A 21,315-nucleotide genomic window follows, 5' to 3' on the forward strand; every position below is an offset into this window, starting at 1 on the left:
AACGCACCTCAACTCCCGGCAGGGGCCGCCTGCAACAGCTCACCGCGTGGCAGGAAAATGCGGAAGGTTGTCCCTTTGCCGACTTCGCTTTCGACGGTGATGAACCCTTTGTTCTGGGCAATGATGCCTTCGACCACGGACAAGCCCAGCCCCGTGCCCTTACCGACGGGTTTGGTCGTGAAAAACGGCTCGAAGATGCGCTGGCGCACCTCCTCGCTCATCCCCGTGCCGGTATCGGACACGGCCAGCATGACGTAGGGGTGCATCTGCATGGTTTCGTCGCGGACGGCCTTCCGCCGAAACATTGCCCGGCTGCGCGTTTCCGGCCGGGACTCATGCCAGACATTGAGTGTCATCAGCGTGAGCGTACCGCCCTTGGGCATGGCATCCCGCGCATTGACGGCCAGGTTTGTCAGCACCTGCTCCAGTTGTTGCCGGTCAGCCACCACGATGCCCAAATCCGGCGACAGGTCGGTGACGAGGGTGATGTGCGGCTCCAGCAGCGGGCGCAGCATACGGACGGCATCGAGTACCAGTTCATTGAGGTTCAGCGGCGCAAGCTGCTGCGGCTGTTTGCGCCCGAAGGCCAGCAACTGGCCGGTCAGGACGGAAGCCCGCGAAACGGCCGTCAGAATGTCCCTGGCGTAGCGGTGGAGCAGATCGGGCGAGGAACGCTCGACCGAAGTCGGCGCAAGGCGGCGTTCGAGCAAACCGGCGTACCCGGCAACGACCGTCAACAGGTTGTTGAACTCGTGGGCAATCCCGGCGGCCAACTGCCCCACGGCTTCCATTTTCTGGGCATGCCGCACCTGTTCTTCCAGCAGGCGCTGCTGGGTGATGTCCTCGATCATGCCCAGCAGGTACTGTGGCTGCTCCTCACCGTTGCGCAGGGCCACGACCGTCAGCCGTCCCCATACCACCTGACCATGTTTGGTAAGGTAGCGTCTTTCTGCCTGAAAACTAGACAGCTTGGCGTCTTCGACCAGCCGGCGGGCCAGGCGCATGGACTCTTCAGTGTCTTCAGGCGGAATGAAATCCGTATGCGGCCGTCCGACGATCTCTTCCGGCGCGTAGCCCAGCCACTCACACAGGGCGCGATTGGCGCGCAAAATCTGTCCGGTCAGCGACACGAGGACAATGCCCAGCGGGGCGGCATCGAAAATCCGGCGGAAACGTTCCTCACTTTCGCGCAGGGCGCGTTCGGACAGCCGCCGCTCGGTCAGATCCCGCCCAATCCCCTGAAAGGCCACCGGCGTGCCGTTTTCCAGCACGAGCCAGGTGATCATCTCCAGGGTAATCCGGCGGCCGTCACGGGCCAGCAGGGTTGCCTCATAGCGAACCGTTGTTTCCGTGCCATCGAGCAGGGGTTTGATGGCCGCCAGTGCAACCGGGCGGCTTTCCGGCAGGAGGAGGTCCACCACATTGATGGAACGCGCCTCGTCCCGCCGATACCCGAACAGCTTTTCCGCTGCCGGATTGATGTCCAGAACGTGACCCTGCAGGTCATGGCAGTAAATGACATCCTGGGCGCTGTCAAACAGGGTGCGATAGCGCGCCTCGCTTTCGCGCAGGGCTTTTTCCATCTGCCGGCGCTTGGTCACGTCCCGCGCCGTGCCGTGGATGCCTACCGGTACGCTGTTCTCATAAAACAGCCGGGAGCTGATTTCGAGCGTCACGCGCTGTCCATTTTTGGCAATGACATCGAGTTCGTACTGTGTCGTTTCCGTCTTCCCGGCGAGTTTGTCGGCAATGGCTTGCAGCGCCCGCGCCCGGTGCTCCGGCGTAACGATGTGGGTCAGCGTCAGGTGCCTGGTATCCGCCGGGGTGTAGCCCAAAACCCGCTCGACCTTGCGGTTGATGGAGAGAAAACGGCCCTCGAAGTCGTGGACATAGACGATGTCGTTGGCATTCTCGAACAGGTCACGGTAGCGCGCTTCGCTTTCACGCAACGCCTGCTCGATGCGCTTGCGGTTGGTGATGTCGCGCAAGATACCCTGGATGGCCACGGGACGGCCGTCCCGAAACAAAAGCCGGGAGTTGACTTCAAGCGTCACCCGCCGCCCATCCTTGGCGGTGAAATCCGCCTCGTAGTGCGACTCCACCACCCCATCTTCGGTTTTGTCGCGCAGCGCCCGGCGTACCCGTTCGCGGTGCTCAGGAACGACGAGGTGTGAAAACTCCCGCACCGACATCGCCTGAATTTCCTCGGCGCTGTAGCCCAGAATGCGCTCGCCGGCCGGACTCCAGGCCAGACGGCGGCCATCGAGTCCCAGTACGAGGATGATGTCGGAAGCGCCGTCAAAGATTTCCCGGTAACGCAGTTCGCTTTCGCGCAGGGCCTGAATCGTCCGTCCGGCTTCCTGCAGGGCCGCTTCAAGCTGGGCGATGCGCTGCTGCGCCGCCGCCAAAGCCATGTCTCCGGCTGGCAGCGGCTCACACTGACCTTCAAAACCGGTTGCCGTCCCAGCTTCGTCCATCATCGGCTTACGCGCGCTCTTCCACCGTGGTCAGACGGTCGCCAGCGTAGAAGCCATAGCGCCCCGCAATCTGCTCGTAGCCCGGTTTTGGGCTTGGATACACCCAGGCCACCTGCGGCGTCGCATGTGCGCCGTCGTCAAAGTTCACCCAGTTGCACGTGCCTTTGTAACCGCACGTGTAGGTGTTGGCCGTCACCTTGAGCACGTCCTGATTGACGGCCGCCGGCGCAAAATACCAGTTGCCTTCAAAGGCAAGCACCTGGTTGGGATCATCCGTTGTGGCAAGCACAGTTCCCGTCGCGCGTTCCTTGATTGTCACCCGCATATTTTGACACCACTGACTGAACCTACGGTTTCGGGAACGGCCGTCTGCCGGCCGCAAAACATCGTGATAGTAACACTTGAAGGCGTTCTGGCGCTGGTTGCGTTCCGCATCATAGCGCGATTTGCCGCTCATGCCAGCACGGGCAGTCCGAACATCTGGCAGCAGCGGCTACCCTCGTGGCAACGTTTGGCGTACAGTTACGCCCACTCACGGACCGTCCACAACGGTCACTGGCAGTCTGGAGGTTGCGCTGCACGATGACGGACCCGGCTTCAACGTCACCCCCCGCACCGGTCGTTTTTCGCCAGACCTTTCTTTTTGTCGGGCTGTGGTATGGGTTGGCTGTGGTGCTCACGCTGATTCTGGTTGTTCTGGGTGGCATTGTGGAAGCCCTCATCTGGACGCGCCTGGCTCCGGCTGTTCCCTTTCTCACGATTGGCCTCTGCCTGGTGCCCTTTGGCGTGGCGCTGTGGAAACATGCCCACCAGTGGGCTGAAACCTACACGCTGACACCGGACAAAATCGAAATCAGCACCGGGATTTTCTCCAAAACGGTACGCAACATCCCCCTCTCCAAAGTGCAGGACGTGACCGTGGAGCAGACGCTGCTGCAACGCCTGTTCGGGTTGGGCCATGTGATTGTGGACAGCGCCTCCGCGACAGGAAACATCACCCTGCGGCATATTCATCAACCGCGCCTGGTGGCGGATCAGATTCTCCAGCGTGCCGGAGTCCCACACCCATGACGCAGGTATGGTGCTCGCGGCAGAGAGACGGTCTGCGGTGGTGCGTGGTGTGGGGCTGGCTGCTCCTCAGCAGCGTCACGGCACTTTCCGGGCCGGCGGCTCCAGGGCAGCGCGTCATGCGCGACGAAACCGCCGGACGGCCGTTTCCCACCCGCGAGTTGGGCATCCGCCAGAGCTTTTCGCCAGACGCGCCGTGGCCGGCCGACATTGCAGCCGCTGATGAGCGTGCTCTGGCACGGGAATTTGGCGTGACCTGGCTGCACCGCGGCCGGCGGGAGGGCATCACCTTTGTGCTGTACCGGTGTCCGAACCAGGGACGCGCCATGGGACTGGCCAGGCTGATTGGCGGCGAGGCCCTGGGCGACACGGTGCTGACCGTCGCCGCCGGTGACGACACAGAAAAACGCGCTGCCGTCCGGTCTTTTCTGCGGGACAAACTCACGGCCTGGCAGGCGACGCTTCCGCCGGAAGAAACCGACCCACGTCCGGTCGTGCTGCGCAAGCTCCCCACGCAGGCCCTCCAGCCCGACACGGAGCACTATGTGGTCGGGACACTGGGACTGGCACGTGCCAATTGGTTGCCGGCCCCGGCTCTGCTGACGCCGCCGGGCAGCGCCTTTGCCTGGGCCGACTACACGCCCGCCGCGCCCTTTGATCATTTTCTGGTGGCGGAATATCCCACGCCACAGGACGCCACCGCTGCGCTGGAGGCCGCCCGGCCACTGGCTTCCACAACCTGTCTGGTGGCACGCCGGGGCAATTTCATCGTGATTGCCGACGGCATCCGGGACATGCTCCGCGCACAGGCGGCGGTGGAGCGCGTCGAATACGACTATGTTGTACGCTGGTTAGGGGAGCCCCCACCCCGTTTTGGCACGCCAGCCCGAACGCCGCAACAGGACATTCGCAACGTCGGCCAGCTTCTGATCAGCATTGCTTCCTTCGTCGTCCTCGCCGGGTTTGGCATGGTGCTGCTTGGCGCGGTCGCCGGCGGGGCATTCTTCTACTGGCGCCGACAGCGGGCCGGCGATGGCTTCATTGCGGCCGACACGATGCTGCGGCTCGATCTTCACGAAAGCCGGACGCTGCCCGACGCCGGGAGGGCGTCCGTCAAGCGGTTGACCGATTGACCACCCAACCAGAGTTTGTATTTGCCACCGAAAAGTTCTGCCGCCATCTCGATGAGCTTGCCGCACGGGAACGGCGTGAAACTGCCCCGCTCCAACTGGCGGTCCTGGCCACGATGCGCGAGTTTGCCAGCCGGGCCCGGTTTATCCGGCTGGGCGGTATCCGGCATCACGCCTATGAGTACGGCCCGGTGGACGGCCCTGCCGTGATGCTTCTGCACGGCTGGGACTGTTCTTCCTACTGGTTCTATCGGCTTGCCCCCGCGCTTGGGCAGCACGGCTTCCGGGTCATTGCCTTCGACTTTCGCGGCCATGGCTTTTCCGACGCCGATCCACAGGATGACTACACCCTGCCCACCCTGGCGCAGGATACACTCCGCCTGGCTGACCTGCTGGGCATCCAACGCTTTCACCTGGTGTCGTTTTCGCTCGGTTCGGCCGTGGCGCTGCTGGTCGGCAGGCTGGCGCCGGAGCGCGTCGGACGCCAGGTGGTGATGAACTTTGGACTCTTTGACTACAGCGCGCTGCGGGCGCAGCTTTTGCCTCCCATTCTCAAGACGATCTTCGACACCCTTCGGCGCATCCCTTCAAAAACCCTGGTGTATCGCTACGTTTCCCTGACACTTGCGCAACGGGAAGTTACGTGGTGCGACGTTGAAATGGGATTCACCAGCCTGGTGTACTGCCATTCCCAGGCCGCTTTTTTAGCCGTTACCGACCTGGTCCGCCAGGAACGGGTGGCACAGGTGCAACAAGCCACCGGACAGGCGCATCCGACGCTGGTCATCACGGGCGAATTTGATCCCGTCGTTCCCTTTGCCGACAGCTTACGGCTGGCCCAGACCATCCCGGTGGCCCGCCTGCACATTCTGCTGCGCACCGGACACCTGGTGCTGTTTGAGCGGCCGGACGACATTGAACGGCTGACCGCCGAGTGGCTGGCGGCTGACTGAGGCACCGTTGGCGCGGAGCCTACCCATGAGAGACGATCTGCGTGGCATCATCGCCCTGACGGCACTGACCTTCCACGAAGCGCGCCAGCGCAAGGTGCTTCTGCTGGCCTTTCTTCTGGGTCTTCTGTTTTTGGGGCTGTTCGCGTGGGGCGCGCACGCCACGGCCCGGCAGGCGGACGACCTGCCGCCGGCCATTGCCCGCATGCAGTTGAATTTTCTGACGCTGGCCGGGCTGTACGTCGTCAACTTCCTCGTTGCTGTCACCGCTGTGGCGCTGCCGGTGGACACGCTGTCGGGCGACATGGCTTCGGGCATCATCCACACCCTGCTGACGAAGCCGTTGCACCGTGCGGCGATTGTCATCGGCAAGTGGCTGGGCTTTCTGGTGCTGCTGACCCTGTACTTCGGCTTCATGGCCGGCGGCGTCCTGAGCGCGACGTGGCTGCTGGCCGGGTACGTCCCACCCGGCGTCCCCACGGCCTTTCCCCTGATGTGGCTGGGAGCCGTGGTGCTGCTGACGATGACCATTGCCGGCGGCACACGGCTTTCGACACTGGCCAACGGCGTCGTCATCTTCGGGCTGTACGGTATTGCCTTCATCGGCGGCTGGATGGAACGCATTGGCACGGTTCTGGGCAACGCGACGGCGCGGAATCTGGGCATTGTCTCAAGCCTGCTCGTGCCGACCGAAGTGATGTGGCAATACGCAGCAACCTTCATGCAGCCCGCCCTGCTGCGGCAGGCGGGACTGACGCCCTTTTCGGCAGCTTCCACACCGTCGCCGCTGATGGTGACCTGGGCCATAGGCTGCATTGCCGTCAATCTGGCGCTGGCCATGTGGTGGTTTGCCCGGCGCGACCTGTGACCGATTTGCTGTGCTCCCGCGTCGGACGTATGGTGGAAGAAAGGCTTGATCTTTCCCCGTGGAGTTTTCCCCATGCTCGTACTTCCTGAACGGCCACGGCGTAACCGGCGCACGGAAGCCATCCGCCGCATGGTACGCGAAACCTCGCTGACGCCGGCGCATCTGGTCGCGCCGCTGTTTGTCGTTGACGGCGACCGCGAACGCCAGCCCATTCCCTCGATGCCGGGCTGTGAACGGCTTTCGATTGACCTGCTGCTGGAGAAGTGCCAGCAGCTTGCCGACCTTGGCATTGGCGGCATTGCCCTGTTTCCGGCGCTGCCGACGTACAAAAAGGACAAAACCGCCTCGGAAGCCACCAACCCGGACGGTCTCTTCCCGCGCGCGGTCAGCGCCGTCAAGGAGCAGGTGCCGGAACTGACCATCTTCACCGATGTGGCGCTTGACCCCTATTCCTGCGACGGCCACGACGGGCTGGTTTCGGAAACGGGTGAAATCCTCAATGATGAAACTGTCGAAGTGCTGGCCCGGATGGCCGTGCTCCACGCCCGCGCCGGCGCCGATTACGTAGCGCCGTCCGACATGATGGACGGGCGGGTTGGGGCCATTCGGGAAGCCCTCGATGTCGAGGGTTTTCCCAATGTGGGCATCATGGCGTACTCCGCCAAGTACGCCTCGGCCTTCTACGGCCCGTTCCGGGACGCGCTCGATTCAGCGCCCAAATTTGGCGACAAGAAGACCTACCAGATGGACCCGGCCAACGTCCGGGAAGCCCTGCGGGAAGTGCGGCTCGATCTGGCCGAAGGCGCGGACATGGTGATGGTCAAACCGGCGCTGGCTTACCTCGATGTCATCCGGGCGATCTGGGAAATTTCGGACGTGCCCATCACGGCCTACCAGGTCAGCGGCGAATACGCCATGGTCAAGGCCGCGGCCGAGCGGGGCTGGATTGACGGCGACCGCGTCATGCTCGAAATCCTGCTGGCCATTCGCCGGGCCGGGGCCGATGTCATTTTCACCTACTTTGCCGAGGAAGCCGCACAACAGTTGGGATGACCCGCGAGGCGCTCAGGGAACTGCTGCTGGCCGTCCGGCAGGGAAGCTGCACACCGGAGGCGGCTCTGGCCCAACTGGCCGGACTGCCGGCGGAGCCGCTTGTCGGAGACGACGGTCAGCCCTTTGCCACCCTTGACCACGGGCGTGCGCTGCGGCAGGGCTTTCCCGAAGTCGTCTATGGCGCCTCGAAAACGCCGGAGCAGGTGGCGGCCATTGTCGGCCGCCTGTACGCGCATCACCCCAACCTGCTCGTCACACGTGCGTCGGAAGCGGCTTACCAGGCCGTGCAGGCGCTGGCACCGGAAGCCCGGTGGGATGCGACCTCCCGCCTGCTGTTCATCCGGCGCGATACGACCCGCCATGGCATCGGGCGCATTGTCGTTGTCTGCGCCGGCACGACCGACCTGCCGGTGGCGCGCGAGGCGCTTCTGACCTGCGAGGTCATGGGCAACGAAACGACGCTGGTGGCGGATGTCGGCGTTGCCGGACTGCATCGCCTGCTGGGCCACCTGGAAACGCTGCGGCAGGCGCGCGTCATTGTCTGTGTCGCTGGCATGGAAGCGGCGCTGGCCTCGGTTGTCGGCGGACTTGTGGCCGTCCCGGTGATTGCCGTTCCGACCAGTGTCGGCTACGGGACGGCCCTGGGCGGCCTTGCGGCACTGCTCGGCATGCTCAATAGCTGTGCGCCGAATGTCACCGTGGTCAACATAGACAACGGGTTTGGCGCCGGCTACGTTGCGGCGCTCATCAACCGGCAGCCGGGTATCCGGGAAAGCACCGGCTGACGGACAGGCCTTCCGGGCCGCGGCCCATTGGCTGCAAATTCGCTCCAAATGGCTGTTGCACCGGGTGAAGCCAAAGGCTTACCGTGACGGTTTGCAGGCCGTGTCGGTTTGCAGAACCTTCACCCCCGTGCCTGATGCAGCCAGCCTGCGTCTTCACTGTGTCTGTTTTTGGAGGAAAGTAACCCTGATGCCTGATACCCAGCAGCATGAGATGCGACTCAAAACCGGTCTGGCGGAAATGCTCAAAGGCGGCGTCATCATGGATGTCGTCAACGTCGAGCAGGCGCGCATTGCTGAAGAAGCCGGCGCCGTGGCCGTGATGGCGCTGGAGCGCGTCCCGGCCGACATTCGCCGCGATGGCGGGGTGGCGCGGATGTCCAACCCGCGCATGATCCGCCAGATTATGGAGGCCGTCTCGATTCCCGTCATGGCCAAGGTACGTATCGGACATACCGCCGAGGCCCAGGTGCTTGAAGCCCTTGGGGTGGACTTCATTGACGAGTCGGAGGTCCTCACTCCGGCCGACCCCTATCACCACGTCAACAAGTTTGCTTTCCGCGTCCCGTTCGTCTGCGGGGCGACCAACCTGGGTGAGGCGCTGCGCCGCATTGGCGAAGGTGCGGCCATGATTCGGAGCAAGGGGGAAGCCGGGACGGGCAACATCATCGAGGCGGTGCGCCACCTGCGGGAAATCCGCCGCGACATCCGCCTGCTGACCGTTCTCGACGAAGACGAGCTGATGGCCGAAGCCAAGCGGCTTCAGGCCCCCTATGAACTCGTGCGCTACGTGGCGCAGCACGGCAAGCTGCCGGTACCGCTCTTTGCCGCCGGCGGCGTCGCCACTCCGGCCGATGCGGCGCTCTGCATGCAACTGGGCGCTGAAACTGTGTTCGTTGGTTCGGGCGTCTTCAAATCCAATGACCCGGCCCGCTTTGCCCGCGCCATCGTCAAAGCCGTGACGTTTTATCAGGACCCGGCCAAGGTCCTGGAAGCCTGCGAGGAAATCGAAGACGGACAGCCCATGCGCGGGCTGGCAATTGAAACCCTCCCGGCCGAACAGGTGCTTGCCGCGCGCGGCTGGTAGCCAAACCTTCCTGACCGTCTGCGAACCACCGCAGACGGCATTGGACATCCATCCCGGACGTTGCCTATGCTGTAAAAGCTTCCCGGCAACGTCCTTTTGTTTTGGGATGCCTGCGATGTCACTGCGTGAAATCAGAATTACCCGTGTGACACCGGTCGGCCCGGCGCCAACCTACAACGTGACCATGCGGGCACCGCTGCACAACTATTTTGTCAACGACCTTCTGACGGCCAACAGCCACTCGGTCTGCTACGGTGTGCTCGCCTACCGCACGGCCTATCTCAAGGCACACTATCCGGCGCACTTCTGGGCGGCGGTGCTAACCAGCGAGCTGAACGACAGCGACAAGGTTGCCCGTTACATCGAGCGGGCGCGGGCGCAGGGCGTCGAAATTCTGCCGCCGGATGTCAACATCAGCGAGCACGGTTTTACGGCGACCGAGGGCCGGATTCGGTTTGGCCTGATGGCCATCAAGGGCATCGGGGAAGCCACCGTGGATGCCATCCTGGAAGCGCGTGAGCAAAGCGGCCCGTTCCGCTCGCTGTTTGACTTTACCGAGCGGCTTGACCCCAAGGCGCTCAACCGGCGGGTGCTGGAAAGTCTGGTCAAGTCCGGCGCACTGGACGGCCTGCCGGGGACGCGCGCCCAGAAGTTTGCCGCCATCGAAGCTGCACTCGAACATGGACTACAGGCGCACCGCGATGCCGTCGCGGGACAGGTCTCCCTGTTTGACACACTGGCGGCTGACTCCGACCAGCCCCCGGAAACTGAACTGCCCAGGGTTCCCGACTGGACGGCCAAGGAAAGCCTGGCCGGCGAAAAGGCCACCCTTGGGTTCTACCTGACCGGCCATCCCCTGGCCGGTTTCCGTGAAGCCCTGGCGGCGCGCAAAAGCCTGTCCTACGCCCAACTGGCCGGCCAGCCGTCGGGCGATACGGTCAGCATGGGGGGCGTCATCAGTGACTTCACCGTGAAAAACACGAAGAAAGGCGACCGCTTTGCCGTCTTCAGCCTCGAAGACGAAACCGGGAGCATCGAGGTCATTGCCTGGCCCGAAACCTTCAGGCGGCTGGGCGAGCAGGTCACGGATGGGGTGGCCGTACTGGTCACCGGCCGGCTGGAAATCGAAGACGGCAAAGCGACCAGAATCGTGGCCGAAGCAGCCGAACCGCTGGAAGGGCTGCGGGAGCGGCATGCCAAAAGTGTCATGCTGCGTTTTGCGGCGGACGCACTCGACACCGCACAACTCGAAAAGCTCCGTGAGGTGCTCGACCGCCATCGCGGAGAACGCCCCCTGATCTTCGCGCTCTCTCTGCCGAATGGTGTGGAAGCCCGCCTTCGCGCGCACCACACCTTCAGCGTGCGGCCCTCACCGGCGCTCGTGGAAGAACTGCAAGCCGGCTTCCCCGGCTGCACCGTTGTGCTTCAGTGAATGAAGCGCGCCGTTTCTGGACGCAGGTTTGCTTATGACATCCCAGGTTGCCTCGCCCCAGCCCGAACCGGCAGCACTGACCCCTGAACCGGCAGCGTCGGCCGTCGCGCCGGAGCTGCCGCCGGAATTCAACAGCATCATCAACCTTCAACTCCCGGTTGAGGACGGTGTTCCCCTGGAAAGCGTCTGGCATCGGCTGCAAATCAATCTGCTTGACGACTGCCTGCACCAGCACTGGCGTGGGCGGACGGACTTTTTCGCCAGCGGCAATATGTTTGTCTATTACAGCCTGCAACAGGTGAAGACGATGGACTACAAGGGGCCGGACTTCTTCGTGGTGAAGGATGTGGACGGCTCCTTCATGCGTGGGGCGTGGGTGGCCTGGGAGGAAGGCGGACGGCTCCCGGATGTCATTGTCGAGTTGCTCTCGCCTTCAACCCAGGCGGCCGATCTGGGTCAGAAAAAACAGCTCTACGAGCGGGTCCTTCGGACGGCCGAGTATTTCTGCTACGGCCCCGATCCGACGTTTGGCAAAACGCCGACCCTTCAGGGCTGGGGGCTTGTCCACGGGCAGTACGAAGCCATCGAATCCGATGCCCGTGGGTGGCTGTGGAGTAACCAGCTTGGGGCCTGGCTCGGTGAATGGGAAGGGCAGTACCACGGGATGCAGAACCGGTGGCTGCGGCTTTACGACTCCACGGGGCAGCTTATCCCGACCCGGGCCGAAGCGGCGGAAGCCGAAGCTGAACGTGCGCAGGCCGAAGCCGAACGTGCCCAGATGGAAGCCAGGCAGGCCCGCGACGAGGCGGAAGCCGAACGCGCCCGCGCTGAAGCCGCCGAGGCCCGGGCCGCCGCCCTCGCAGCGGAGATAGAGCGTCTGCGGTCCGGTCTGAAGGGAACGGACCAGGGCGCCGGCCCTGACGAGCCGGCTTAGTCCGCCCCGGACTCCTCCCCGGACGACTCCACCAGGCTCGCATCCACCACCCGGTCGTCTTCAGCCAGGGTGATGATCTTGACCCCCTGGGCATGGCGTCCGGTTTGCCGGATTTGGGCCACATCCACCCGGACAATCTGCCCCTGCTGTGTGATGACCATCAGCTCATGGCTCTCCCGGACAGGAAGCACCTTGACCACACCGCCGGTTCGCTCCGTGACATGCAGCGTGAGCACCCCCTTCCCGCCCCGGTGCTGAACGGGATACTCCGTGATGGGCGTCCGCTTGCCGAGGCCCAGTTCAGACAGGGAAAGAATCTCTTCGGTTCTCCCGACGACGGACATCCCCGTGACGTAATCGTTCTCCTCCAGCCGGATGCCAATCACGCCGTGCGCCGGGCGGCCCATCGGGCGCACGTCACTTTCGTTGAAGCAGATCGCCTGACCGCCAAAGGTCGAGATGAGAATGTGCTGGTTGCCGTCGCTCTTCTGGACGGCAATGAGTTCGTCATCCTCCGCCACGCCCATGGCAATGAGACCGTTGGAACGGATGTTGGCGTATTCCGACAGTTCGGTTTTCTTGATCATCCCCCGGCGGGTCACAAAGACGATGAACTGCCCCTCCGCAAATTCACGCACCGGGATGGTTCCGGCCACCCGTTCCCCTTCCGGCAGTTCGATCAGGTTGACGATGGCCCTACCGCGCCCGGCCGTGGCGGCATCGGGAATTTCATGCACTTTGATTTTATAAACCTGCCCCTTGGCGGTGAAAATGAGCAGAAAGCTGTGCGTTGAGGCCGTGTAGAGGGATTCGACGACATCCTCGGCTTTGGTCGTCATTCCCCGCCGTCCCATGCCGCCGCGTTTTTGTGTGCGGTAGGCCGAAACCGGTGTGCGCTTGATGTAGCCGCTGCGCGTAATGGTGATGGCCACGTCTTCATCCGGGATGAGGTCTTCAATCGTGAAATCCGTGCCTTCATCCACAATCTGGGTCCGGCGGGGTGTGCTGTACGCCTTCCGCACTTCCTGTAGTTCCTGCACGATGACCGCCCGGAGCCGGGCTTCCTTTTCCAGAATCTCCCGCAGTTGGGCCATGTGTTTGAGGAGATTTTCATACTCGTCCAGCAGCTTCTGGCGCTCCATTCCGGTCAACCGCTGAAGCTGCAATTCGAGGATGGCCTGCGCCTGGACCTGGGTCAGGGCAAAGCGCGTCATCAACCCCTCGCGGGCTTCGGCGCCGGACTTGGCCCCGCGAATCAGGGCAATGACCTCATCCAGGACATCCAGGGCTTTCCTGAAGCCCTCCAGAATGTGCGCCCGCTGCTCGGCTTTGCGCAGCTCAAAGGCCGTCCGCCGCCGGACGACCTCACGCCGGTGCTCGATGAAGTGGCGCAGTATCTCCGCCAGGTCGAGAATCTGCGGCTGTCCGTTGACGATGGCCAGCATGATGATGCTGAACTTGCTCTGCATTGGCGTATGCTTGAACAGGTTGTTGAGCACCACCTGAGCAATCGCGCCACGTTTCAACTCGATGACAATGCGCATGCCTTCCCGGTCGCTTTCATCCCGCAGGTCGGCAATGTCCTCGATTTTTTTCTCGCTGACCAGTTCGGCAATCTTTTCGAGCAGACTGGCCTTGTTGACCTGGTAGGGCAACTCGGTCACGACAATCGCCTGGCGCTCCCGTTCCCCCTTGCCGGCGACGTAATCAATCGCCGCCCGGGCGCGCATCGTCACCGAGCCACGTCCGGTCAGGTAGGCATCCCGAATGCCCTTGCGCCCACATATAAAACCGGCCGTCGGGAAATCCGGCCCCTGGACAAAGGGCAGCAGGTCTTCCACGGTGGCGGATGGATGGTTGACGAGATGGATGGTGGCATCGAGCACTTCGGCCAGATTGTGCGGCGGGATGCTGGTGGACATCCCGACGGCAATTCCGGCCGCGCCATTGACCAGGACGTTCGGAAAACGGGCCGGCAAAACCACCGGCTCCAGCAGTGAGCCGTCGTAGTTTTCCCGAAAGTCAACCGTTTCCTTTTCGATGTCGGCCAGCAGCATCCCGGCGATGGGCGCCAGACGCACTTCGGTGTAACGCATGGCCGCCGGCGCGTCGCCATCCACGCTGCCAAAGTTGCCCTGCCCGTCAATGAGCGGCACGCGCATGGAAAAGCTCTGGGCCAGCCGCACAATCGTGTCATACACCGGCTGGTCGCCGTGCGGGTGGTATTTACCAATGGCATCCCCCACCACGCGCGCACTTTTCTTGTATGGCTTGTCGTGGGTGTTGCCCAGTTCGTGCATCGTCCACATGACGCGCCGCTGCACGGGTTTGAGGCCATCGCGGACATCCGGCAACGCCCGGCTGACGATGACCGACATGGCATAGTCGAGGTAACTCCGGCGCATCTCATCTTCGATGTTCGCCGGGATGATTTTTTGTTCTGTCATAACGCCACTTCAGAAAACAAAGTTGAACCAGCCTGGAAAAACATCATCGGCTCAGACGCAGGGCAGACTGGCGCATCTGTCAGAGGGGCAGCCGCCAGGCCAACTGCCCGACTTGTCACCACTGCGCTGGCTTCAATGGCTTGCTTCACACCTCGGCGAACTGGCTCGGCAAACTGCTGAAGCAACCCACGATCACTCACACCTGTACTCCTTGAGTTTGATGGGATACGCCTTTCCGTGCCCGTCTGATCCGCACGGCACAACCCAAACTGCAGGGACTACCCTAGCCGCTCGATGAGGGCGCGGATGTTTTCGACGCCACGCTGCAGGTTGTCGAGCGAATTGGCGTAGGAAATCCGCAGGTAGCCCCCGGCTCCGAAAGCCGAGCCGGCCGTGACAACGACATGCGCTTCTTCGAGCAGACGTTGGGCAAAGTCCACATCGCGCAGCCCGGTTTTTTCCAGAACGGCCGAAATGTCGGGAAAGGCATAAAAAGCCCCTTCCGGCATCCGGCACCGTACCCCCGGCAGGGCCGCCAGCGCCGGCACGATCCAGTCCCGCCGCGTGCGATATTCCGCCAGCATGGCAGCGACCGAATCCTGGCTGCCACGCAGGGCCTCGATGGCGGCCCACTGGGCAAAGGTCGTCGGATTTGAGGTCGAATGGCTCTGCACCTTGGTCATCTCAGCCACCCAATCCGGGTGCGCCAGAGCATAGCCAATCCGCCACCCCGTCATGGCGTAGGTCTTCGACAGCGAGCCGGACACCAGCACCCGCTCCCGCAGCGCCGCCGGCAACGCTGCCGCCGAAAACGGACGCCCCGGCGGATAGACAAACCGGTAGTAACACTCATCCGAAATGAGCCACAGGTCCCGTGCGGCGCACAGCTCGGCAATCTGGTGAATGTCCTCCGGCGCGATGACCGCCCCCGACGGATTGGAGGGTGAGTTGAGGATGACGACTTTGGTACGTGGCGTCAAAACGCGCTCCACCATCGCAGCCGTCAGCCGGAAATCGTGCTCGTGCGTCGGAATGAAGACGCTGACGCCGCCGCAAAAGGCGACGATTTCGGGAAATGTCACCCAGTAGGGCGCCGGAATGACCACCTCATCCCCCGGATTGACCACACTCACCAGGGCATTGAACAACGTCTGCTTCCCGCCGGCTGACACGATGACGGCGCTGGCGGGATAGGTCGTTCCCGTCTCGCGCGCCATGTAGTCCACAATGGCCTGCTTGAGTTCGGCAATACCCGAAGCTGGCGTGTAGCGCGTCTTGCCTGTTTCGAGCGCCTGGATGGCTGCCCGGCGGATGTTCTCCGGGGTGTCGAAATCCGGTTCTCCGGCCCCCAAGTCAATCACCGTATGCCCTTGGGCGCGAAGCCGGGCCGCCGCCGCCGTGGCGGCCATGGTTGAAGAAGACTGCATGTGATCGAGCCGCAGGGCACGCCGAAACACCACCATAGCCAAGCCTCAGACAACCTTGTTTTGCAACTGCACAGACTGCAGATTGTGACCGAAAACCCACGTGGTGTCGAGTCAGGGCATCGCACAGGGCTTCATTTCCGACGCCCCGTGTTGATCACGACGAGGATGCCACCGGCAAAAAACGGGCGGCGGTGAATGGAAACCATCCACCGCCGCCGTACTCTTCAGACCTGCCCGGTGACATCAATCAAACCGGCCGTTGCCGCGTCCCTGCTGCCAACCCCACTCACGATTGCCGCGCCAGTCGGGACCTCAGTCATTGCCGCGTCCGCGTCCCCGTGGTCCGCGTCCCCGTCCGGGTGCGCCACGCAGATCGTTGTACCCCTGCTCATAGCCGGCGCGATAGCCATCACGGAAGCCGCGCCGGTAGTTGCCATCATGCCGCCACTCACGCTGGAAGCCCTGCATGGCGTTCTCATAGGTTGCATTGCGGAAGTTCGGCCGGAATCCCTGGCGGCGGTCCTGGCGTCCCTGTTCAAAACCAAGCTGAAATCCGATGTCCCGCCCGCGCTCGCGTACCCACTGCTCCGAAGGTGGGCGGCGATTGAAGCGCGGGTCACTGACGCCCCACGGGTCCCAGTTTTGCGCCACAGCCGGTTGTGGTCCGCGTCCCCGTCCGCGTGCGCCACGCAGATCGTTGTACCCCTGCTCATAGCCGGCGCGATAGCCATCACGGAAGCCGCGCCGGTAGTTGCCATCGTGCCGCCACTCACGCTGGAAGCCCTGCATGGCATTCTCATAGGTTGCATTGCGGAAGTTCGGCCGGAATCCCTGGCGGCGGTCCTGGCGTCCCTGTTCAAAACCAAGCTGAAATCCGATGCCCCGCCCGCGCTCGCGTACCCACTGCTCCGAAGGTGGGCGGCGATTGAAGCGCGGGTCACTGACGCCCCACGGGTCCCAGTTTTGCGCCACAGCCGGTTGCGGTGTTCCAGCCAGAAACAACACACCAAACAACACGGCGCTCCAGATGAAGATTCGGCTTCGCAGGGTGGTCATCATCGCGTTGTCCTCCACGATCAAAGATGTTCACCTGCCATGGAGAATAACCCGCGTGCCACAGCCCGGACATGGGCGTTTTTCAGGCGTTTTTCGGGTTGACCGGCGGGTTCCTCCACCGTCTTGCCCAAATGACTAACCCATATCGTGCAGCGCCGTTTGGACGGACACCCCAAACCGTCACCGGCCAGCCAGCCGTTGTCTGGCAGCATGTTCAGAGCAGGATGCAAAAAAACTGACTTTGTGCCCTTCTACAGCATCCAACCGCACTGTGTTGGCATACGCTGCCGGAAGTTCCGGGAGCACCCGGCCGACCAAAGGAAAGGCGACTGATGACAGACTCCGCCGGGCTTTCGGGCCATTATTCCGTGAGGAAAAGCCCTATGACCTTCCGTTTCATCCTGTGGCTCAGTTTGTGTGGGTTGGTGAGCGGCTGCCTCACCGCCCACCCGGCGCAGTCCCAGGCCCTGCCCAATCTCACCCGACACACCCTGTCACACGGCGGTCTGACACGTACCTACCACCTCCACCGGCCCAGCCGCCTGGCCACGACGCCCGCGCCAATCGTCTTCGTGCTGCACGGCGGCGGCGGCGCTGGCGCTGAAGAGCTGGAACGCCGCCTTGGTTTTGCCCGGCTTGGCGAACAGAAAGGCTTCATCACCGTCTATCCGGCCGGCGTGGACGGGCAGTGGAATGACGGACGTGGCAAGACCTTCCGCCGCGCACGCGGCAACACCGACGTGGACGATGTCGGCTTCTTCCGGGCGTTGATTGACCACCTCGTGAAAACCGGGCAGGCGGACCCACAGCGCATCTATGCCACCGGCTTTTCCAACGGCGGCATGATGACCTACCGCCTGGGCATCGAGCTGGGCGACAGGCTGGCCGCCATCGCCGCCGGGATAGCCAACCTGCCGACCCGGTGGCGCGATACCACGCCGCCGCACCCGCTGCCTGTTCTCATTATGAACGGTACGGATGACCCGATGATGCCCTGGAACGGCGGCGAAGTACGGGTTCTCGGACGGGGCTACGGCACAGTGCTTTCAACCCGGGAAACGGCTGATTTCTGGCGCCGGGCCGCCGGACTGCCGGAAGAGCCAGCCGTGGAACGCCTCCCTGACCGCATACCGGATGACAACTGCCGGGTGGAGGTGCGCCATTGGGCCGGCCGGGACGCGGCCCGTGAAGTCGTGCTCTACGCCCTGCTGGGCGGCGGACACCAGATACCCGGCGGCCAAACGCCCAAAGCCCCCCGTCTTGTCGGCAACCAGTGCATGGAGATTCAGGCCACTGAAGTCATCTGGGAGTTCTTTGCCCGCCATCGCCGCCGGTGACAGAGCCGGCACCCGGGCCGGACGCCAACCCGCTTTCCGGCTTGTTCTCCGGCCGGCGGATTTGCAGCATGGACACCAGACCCATTCCGCAAGGCAGGTGGCCGTCCCGTGGTGCACGTCGTCAACCGCCAACGCCATGAACGCCTTGACCGCGCCGGACTGGCGCAGCTTGCCCAGGCAACGCTGGAAGCCGTCCTCGGCCCCCGTCTCGCGGCTGCCGTGGACGTCAACCTCGTTTTCATTGGCGACACCGCCATGCGGCGGCTCAACCACACCTACCGGGGCGTGGATGCCCCAACGGATGTCCTGTCTTTCGTTCACCTGGAACTGCCTTCACCCTACACCCACCGGCCGGCCCAGCGTGAAACCTGGTTTTTCAGCCAGCCGGCAACGGGTCTCAATGGCGAACGTCCGCTTTTGGGCGAAGTCATCATTTCCACACCGACCGCGCGGCGCTATGCCGAACGCCATGCCTTGACATGCGCGGAAGAAATCCAAAGACTCGTCATCCATGGCATCATTCATCTGTGTGGGTACGACCATGAGACCGATACCGGGCAAATGACGCGCCTGGAACGTCGGCTTCGGCGGCGCTTCCTGCCTGCCGCCACAAACGCGCTGCCGGCTCATCAGCCGTGAGCCGCACACCGGCGCACCGGGTGGAGTAATGTACGTCGCTCTATGGAGTATGAGCTAGCCTTTGCGCTTCTGACCATTGGCGGCCTGTTTTTCCTGGCTCTCGTCGAAAGCGCCCACGGCTCGATTTCTGAAGTCACCCTCCGCTCACTGGCTGCCGAGTTGCCCGATCCTTCGCCGCAGCGCGCCTTTCTGCGCCATCTGCTCAGCCACCGGCTGGATTTCTGGTTGAGTCTGTCGCTCGGTCTCCAGTCGGGAACGCTCATCCTGACGGCGCTGGCCGTTCTGCTGGCCGATCGTTTTTCCTCGCCATGGGCATTGCCCGTGGCACTGGTCACGACGCTGTTTCTGGTCATCCCGGCCCGCCAAATCCTGCCGCGCATCCTTGTCCAGAATCAGCCCGAAGCCTATCTGCTCCGGCTGCTGCCCTGGTTTCGGTTGTACTTCCAAGCCGTCCAGCCCCTCGTCCGTCCCATGCGGCAGCTTATCCAGTGGTTTCGCATCGAGCCGGAGCGCAGCCTGGTTCCTGACTCGACGCCCCCCACCGAAGAGGAGAGCATTCAGGCGCTGATTGATGTCGGCGAAGAAGCTGGCATCATCGAGGAAGACGAAGGCGAACTCATCCAGTCAGTCATCGAGTTCAGCGACACAGCCGTGCGCGAAATCATGACGCAGCGCCCGGAAATCATTTCAGTTCGTGCGTCAGCCACTGTCCGTGAAGCCAGTGAAACCATGACGCGCGAACGGCACTCGCGGCTGCCGGTTTTCGAGCAGGACTCCGATGACATCGTGGGTTTTGTCTTCATCCGGGATGTCCTCGATTGCCTGCTCAACGGACGCGACCAGGAGCCGGTACGCAACATCGTCCGCCCGGCCTACTTCGTCCCCGAAAGCAAGAGCATCGCCGATCTGCTCGAAGACATGCGCAAGTCCGCCATGCAGATTGCCCTCGTCATTGACGAATACGGCGACGTGGCCGGACTCGTCACCATTGAGGACATCCTCGAAGAAATCGTCGGCGAAATCGAAGACGAAGACCAACAGTCAGAAGAAGCAGAAGTGCTTCAGGAAACCGATGGCGCGTGGCTGGTGCGCGGCAATACCGAAATTCGCAAGATCGAACTCGTCACGGAGCGCGAGCTGTCCGGCGACGACTTCCAGACGGTCAACGGCTTCATTGTCTCCGAGCTGGAGCGCGTGCCTTCGACGGGCGAACACTTCATCGTCCGCGGGCTGGAAGTTGAAGTCCTTGAAAGCGACGGGCGCGCCATCCGCCGCGCGCGGCTGCGCAAAGCCGCCCCCACGTCACCAGCGACTGAAGAAACTTAGCGTGGATTCACCCTGCTGGACGGCGCGGAAGCGGCGCAAGTCGCCAATCGTTTCCACCACGGCATGCTTGGCGTGGTGCTCGACGATGAACCAGCCGTCCTCGTCCAGAAGCGGCTGGGTTCCCAACAACTCAAACAGCGGATCGTACAGCGGTGAAGCGTAGGGCGGGTCACAGAAGATAAGATCGAAGCGCCGCCCGACCTGGATGAACTGTTTGACGGCGCTGACGGCATCGCGCTGGACAACTTCCGCTTCCTCACCGATGCCGCACCGCGCCAGGTTTTCCACCAATGCCACCAGCGCGCGGCGCGAGTGTTCCACGAAGGTTGCCCGCGCCGCCCCCCGGCTGAGCGCCTCGATGCCTACCGCGCCCGAACCGGCGCACAAATCCAGAAACGTCGTGTCGCCGATGCGCGGAGCGAGGATGTTGAACAGGGTCTCGCGCAACCGGTCAGACGTGGGACGCACACGCAAACCCGGTTCACTTCGCAGGCGCCTGCCTTTGTGAATCCCCGCGATGACACGCATAAGCTACTCGGCCGCCAAGACCAAACCGACGGCGTTCCAAAACCGTTGCCCGTGGGCCATCGGCAAGCATGCCGCGCCCGGAGACCGGCTTCAAGCCACGACCGGCGTCAGTTGACCACGTTCCAACCGCCAGACCTGCTGACAGGTGGCGGCCAGCCGGCTGTCGTGCGTGACAAGCACCAGCGTCAGACCCTGGTCGCGCTGAAGTTCATGGAGCAGACCGAGAACGTCAGCCGCTGTCCGCTCATCGAGGTTGCCGGTTGGCTCGTCGGCCAGCAGCAGCGGCGGCGCATTGGCCAGCGCCCGCGCCAGCGCCACCCGCTGACTTTCCCCGCCGGAAAGCTCTGCCGGCAGGTGATGCTGGCGCTGCTCCAGACCGACGCGCTCCAGCAGCCGCCGGGCCCGCCGGCAGCTTTCATCCCATCTGACGCCGGCCATCCGCATCGGCAGGGCGACGTTTTCCAGGGCCGTGAACTCCGGCAGCAGGTGGTGGAACTGAAAGACGAAGCCAATGCTCCGGTTCCGAAAGCGCGCGCGCTCCGTTGGCGACAGTTCCCACAGGGACGTGCCGCCAATGCGTACTTCACCGGCCGCTGGCGCATCGAGGCCGCCCAGAACGTGCAGCAGCGTGGACTTTCCCACGCCCGACGCGCCCACAATGGCGGCCGCCGCTCTGCCTTCCACCGCCCACGACAGGTTTTCAAAAACCACGAGCGGCGGCTGTCCGGGCGACGCTGGCGGATAGCGGTAGGTCAGTTGGTGGACGGTGAGCAC

The 21,315-nt window shown here is 63.3% G+C and carries 19 protein-coding genes; 12 read left to right on the forward strand and 7 right to left on the reverse strand.

Features of this window, described 5'->3' with window-relative positions; translation table 11 throughout:
* Positions 1-8: 8 nt before the first annotated feature.
* A complete protein-coding gene (locus J8C05_RS10505; protein WP_211422125.1) occupies positions 9-2,480 on the reverse strand; it encodes a PAS domain-containing hybrid sensor histidine kinase/response regulator in 2,472 nt (823 codons plus the stop codon).
* Between the two features lie 4 nt (positions 2,481-2,484).
* Positions 2,485-2,802 (reverse strand): DUF427 domain-containing protein, encoded by a 318-nt coding sequence (locus J8C05_RS10510; RefSeq protein WP_041569906.1) that lies wholly within the window; start codon positions 2,800-2,802, stop codon positions 2,485-2,487.
* A gap of 257 nt (positions 2,803-3,059) precedes the next feature.
* Here J8C05_RS10510 and J8C05_RS10515 point away from each other — a divergent pair, with 257 nt between their 5' ends.
* From J8C05_RS10515 to J8C05_RS10555, 9 genes are all read left to right on the forward strand, one after another.
* Positions 3,060-3,548: a PH domain-containing protein gene (locus J8C05_RS10515; RefSeq protein ID WP_211422126.1), complete on the forward strand. Its 489-nt coding sequence runs from the start codon at positions 3,060-3,062 to the stop codon at positions 3,546-3,548.
* Positions 3,545-4,678: a hypothetical protein gene (locus J8C05_RS10520; protein ID WP_211422127.1), complete on the forward strand. Its 1,134-nt coding sequence runs from the start codon at positions 3,545-3,547 to the stop codon at positions 4,676-4,678. The genes J8C05_RS10515 and J8C05_RS10520 overlap by 4 nt, the downstream gene beginning before the upstream one ends.
* On the forward strand, positions 4,675-5,628 hold the full coding sequence (locus J8C05_RS10525; RefSeq protein ID WP_014100631.1) for an alpha/beta fold hydrolase: 954 nt from the start codon (positions 4,675-4,677) through the stop codon (positions 5,626-5,628). The genes J8C05_RS10520 and J8C05_RS10525 overlap by 4 nt, the downstream gene beginning before the upstream one ends.
* Before the next feature lie 25 nt (positions 5,629-5,653).
* Positions 5,654-6,493 (forward strand): ABC transporter permease, encoded by an 840-nt coding sequence (locus tag J8C05_RS10530; protein WP_211422128.1) that lies wholly within the window; start codon positions 5,654-5,656, stop codon positions 6,491-6,493.
* A 72-nt stretch (positions 6,494-6,565) separates the two neighbouring features.
* Complete coding sequence (gene hemB, locus J8C05_RS10535; protein ID WP_211422129.1) at positions 6,566-7,546, forward strand: porphobilinogen synthase; 981 nt, start codon at positions 6,566-6,568, stop codon at positions 7,544-7,546.
* Positions 7,543-8,331 carry a nickel pincer cofactor biosynthesis protein LarB gene (larB, locus tag J8C05_RS10540; protein WP_058867964.1) on the forward strand — a complete coding sequence of 263 codons (789 nt, stop codon included), beginning with the start codon at positions 7,543-7,545 and terminating at the stop codon, positions 8,329-8,331. The genes hemB and larB overlap by 4 nt, the downstream gene beginning before the upstream one ends.
* A gap of 187 nt (positions 8,332-8,518) precedes the next feature.
* Positions 8,519-9,415, forward strand: a complete 897-nt coding sequence (gene pdxS, locus J8C05_RS10545; protein WP_014100635.1) for a pyridoxal 5'-phosphate synthase lyase subunit PdxS — start codon at positions 8,519-8,521, stop codon at positions 9,413-9,415.
* 115 nt (positions 9,416-9,530) lie between these two features.
* Entirely contained in the window at positions 9,531-10,847 is a 1,317-nt protein-coding gene (locus J8C05_RS10550; RefSeq protein ID WP_211422130.1) for a helix-hairpin-helix domain-containing protein, read from the forward strand.
* Between the two features lie 34 nt (positions 10,848-10,881).
* Entirely contained in the window at positions 10,882-11,781 is a 900-nt protein-coding gene (locus tag J8C05_RS10555; protein WP_211422131.1) for a Uma2 family endonuclease, read from the forward strand.
* Here J8C05_RS10555 and gyrA read toward each other — a convergent pair.
* The 3 genes from gyrA to J8C05_RS10570 all read right to left on the reverse strand — a co-directional run bounded on the left by gyrA (position 11,778) and on the right by J8C05_RS10570 (position 16,714).
* Positions 11,778-14,228: a DNA gyrase subunit A gene (gene gyrA, locus J8C05_RS10560; protein ID WP_211422132.1), complete on the reverse strand. Its 2,451-nt coding sequence runs from the start codon at positions 14,226-14,228 to the stop codon at positions 11,778-11,780. The genes J8C05_RS10555 and gyrA overlap by 4 nt on opposite strands.
* 278 nt (positions 14,229-14,506) lie before the next feature.
* Positions 14,507-15,691: a pyridoxal phosphate-dependent aminotransferase gene (locus tag J8C05_RS10565; protein WP_211422133.1), complete on the reverse strand. Its 1,185-nt coding sequence runs from the start codon at positions 15,689-15,691 to the stop codon at positions 14,507-14,509.
* Positions 15,692-15,967: 276 nt separating this feature from the next.
* Positions 15,968-16,714 carry a hypothetical protein gene (locus tag J8C05_RS10570; RefSeq protein WP_211422134.1) on the reverse strand — a complete coding sequence of 249 codons (747 nt, stop codon included), beginning with the start codon at positions 16,712-16,714 and terminating at the stop codon, positions 15,968-15,970.
* Between the two features lie 380 nt (positions 16,715-17,094).
* Here J8C05_RS10570 and J8C05_RS10575 point away from each other — a divergent pair, with 380 nt between their 5' ends.
* The 3 genes from J8C05_RS10575 (at position 17,095) to J8C05_RS10585 (ending at position 20,013) form a co-directional block, all read left to right on the forward strand.
* Positions 17,095-18,048 carry a CE1 family esterase gene (locus J8C05_RS10575; RefSeq protein WP_211422135.1) on the forward strand — a complete coding sequence of 318 codons (954 nt, stop codon included), beginning with the start codon at positions 17,095-17,097 and terminating at the stop codon, positions 18,046-18,048.
* A gap of 108 nt (positions 18,049-18,156) precedes the next feature.
* Positions 18,157-18,687 carry an rRNA maturation RNase YbeY gene (gene ybeY / locus J8C05_RS10580; RefSeq protein WP_211422136.1) on the forward strand — a complete coding sequence of 177 codons (531 nt, stop codon included), beginning with the start codon at positions 18,157-18,159 and terminating at the stop codon, positions 18,685-18,687.
* A gap of 42 nt (positions 18,688-18,729) precedes the next feature.
* The gene (locus tag J8C05_RS10585) at positions 18,730-20,013 is read left to right on the forward strand and encodes a hemolysin family protein (protein ID WP_211422137.1); all 1,284 of its coding nucleotides are present in this window, start codon (positions 18,730-18,732) and stop codon (positions 20,011-20,013) included.
* Here J8C05_RS10585 and rsmD read toward each other — a convergent pair.
* Entirely contained in the window at positions 19,990-20,541 is a 552-nt protein-coding gene (gene rsmD, locus J8C05_RS10590; protein ID WP_211422138.1) for a 16S rRNA (guanine(966)-N(2))-methyltransferase RsmD, read from the reverse strand. The two genes, J8C05_RS10585 and rsmD, sit on opposite strands and share 24 nt — an antisense overlap.
* 90 nt (positions 20,542-20,631) lie before the next feature.
* Entirely contained in the window at positions 20,632-21,315 is a 684-nt protein-coding gene (locus J8C05_RS10595; protein ID WP_211422139.1) for an ABC transporter ATP-binding protein, read from the reverse strand.

It is taken from the genome of Chloracidobacterium sp. N (assembly GCF_018304765.1).
GTDB classification, from domain to species: Bacteria; Acidobacteriota; Blastocatellia; order Chloracidobacteriales; family Chloracidobacteriaceae; genus Chloracidobacterium; species Chloracidobacterium aggregatum.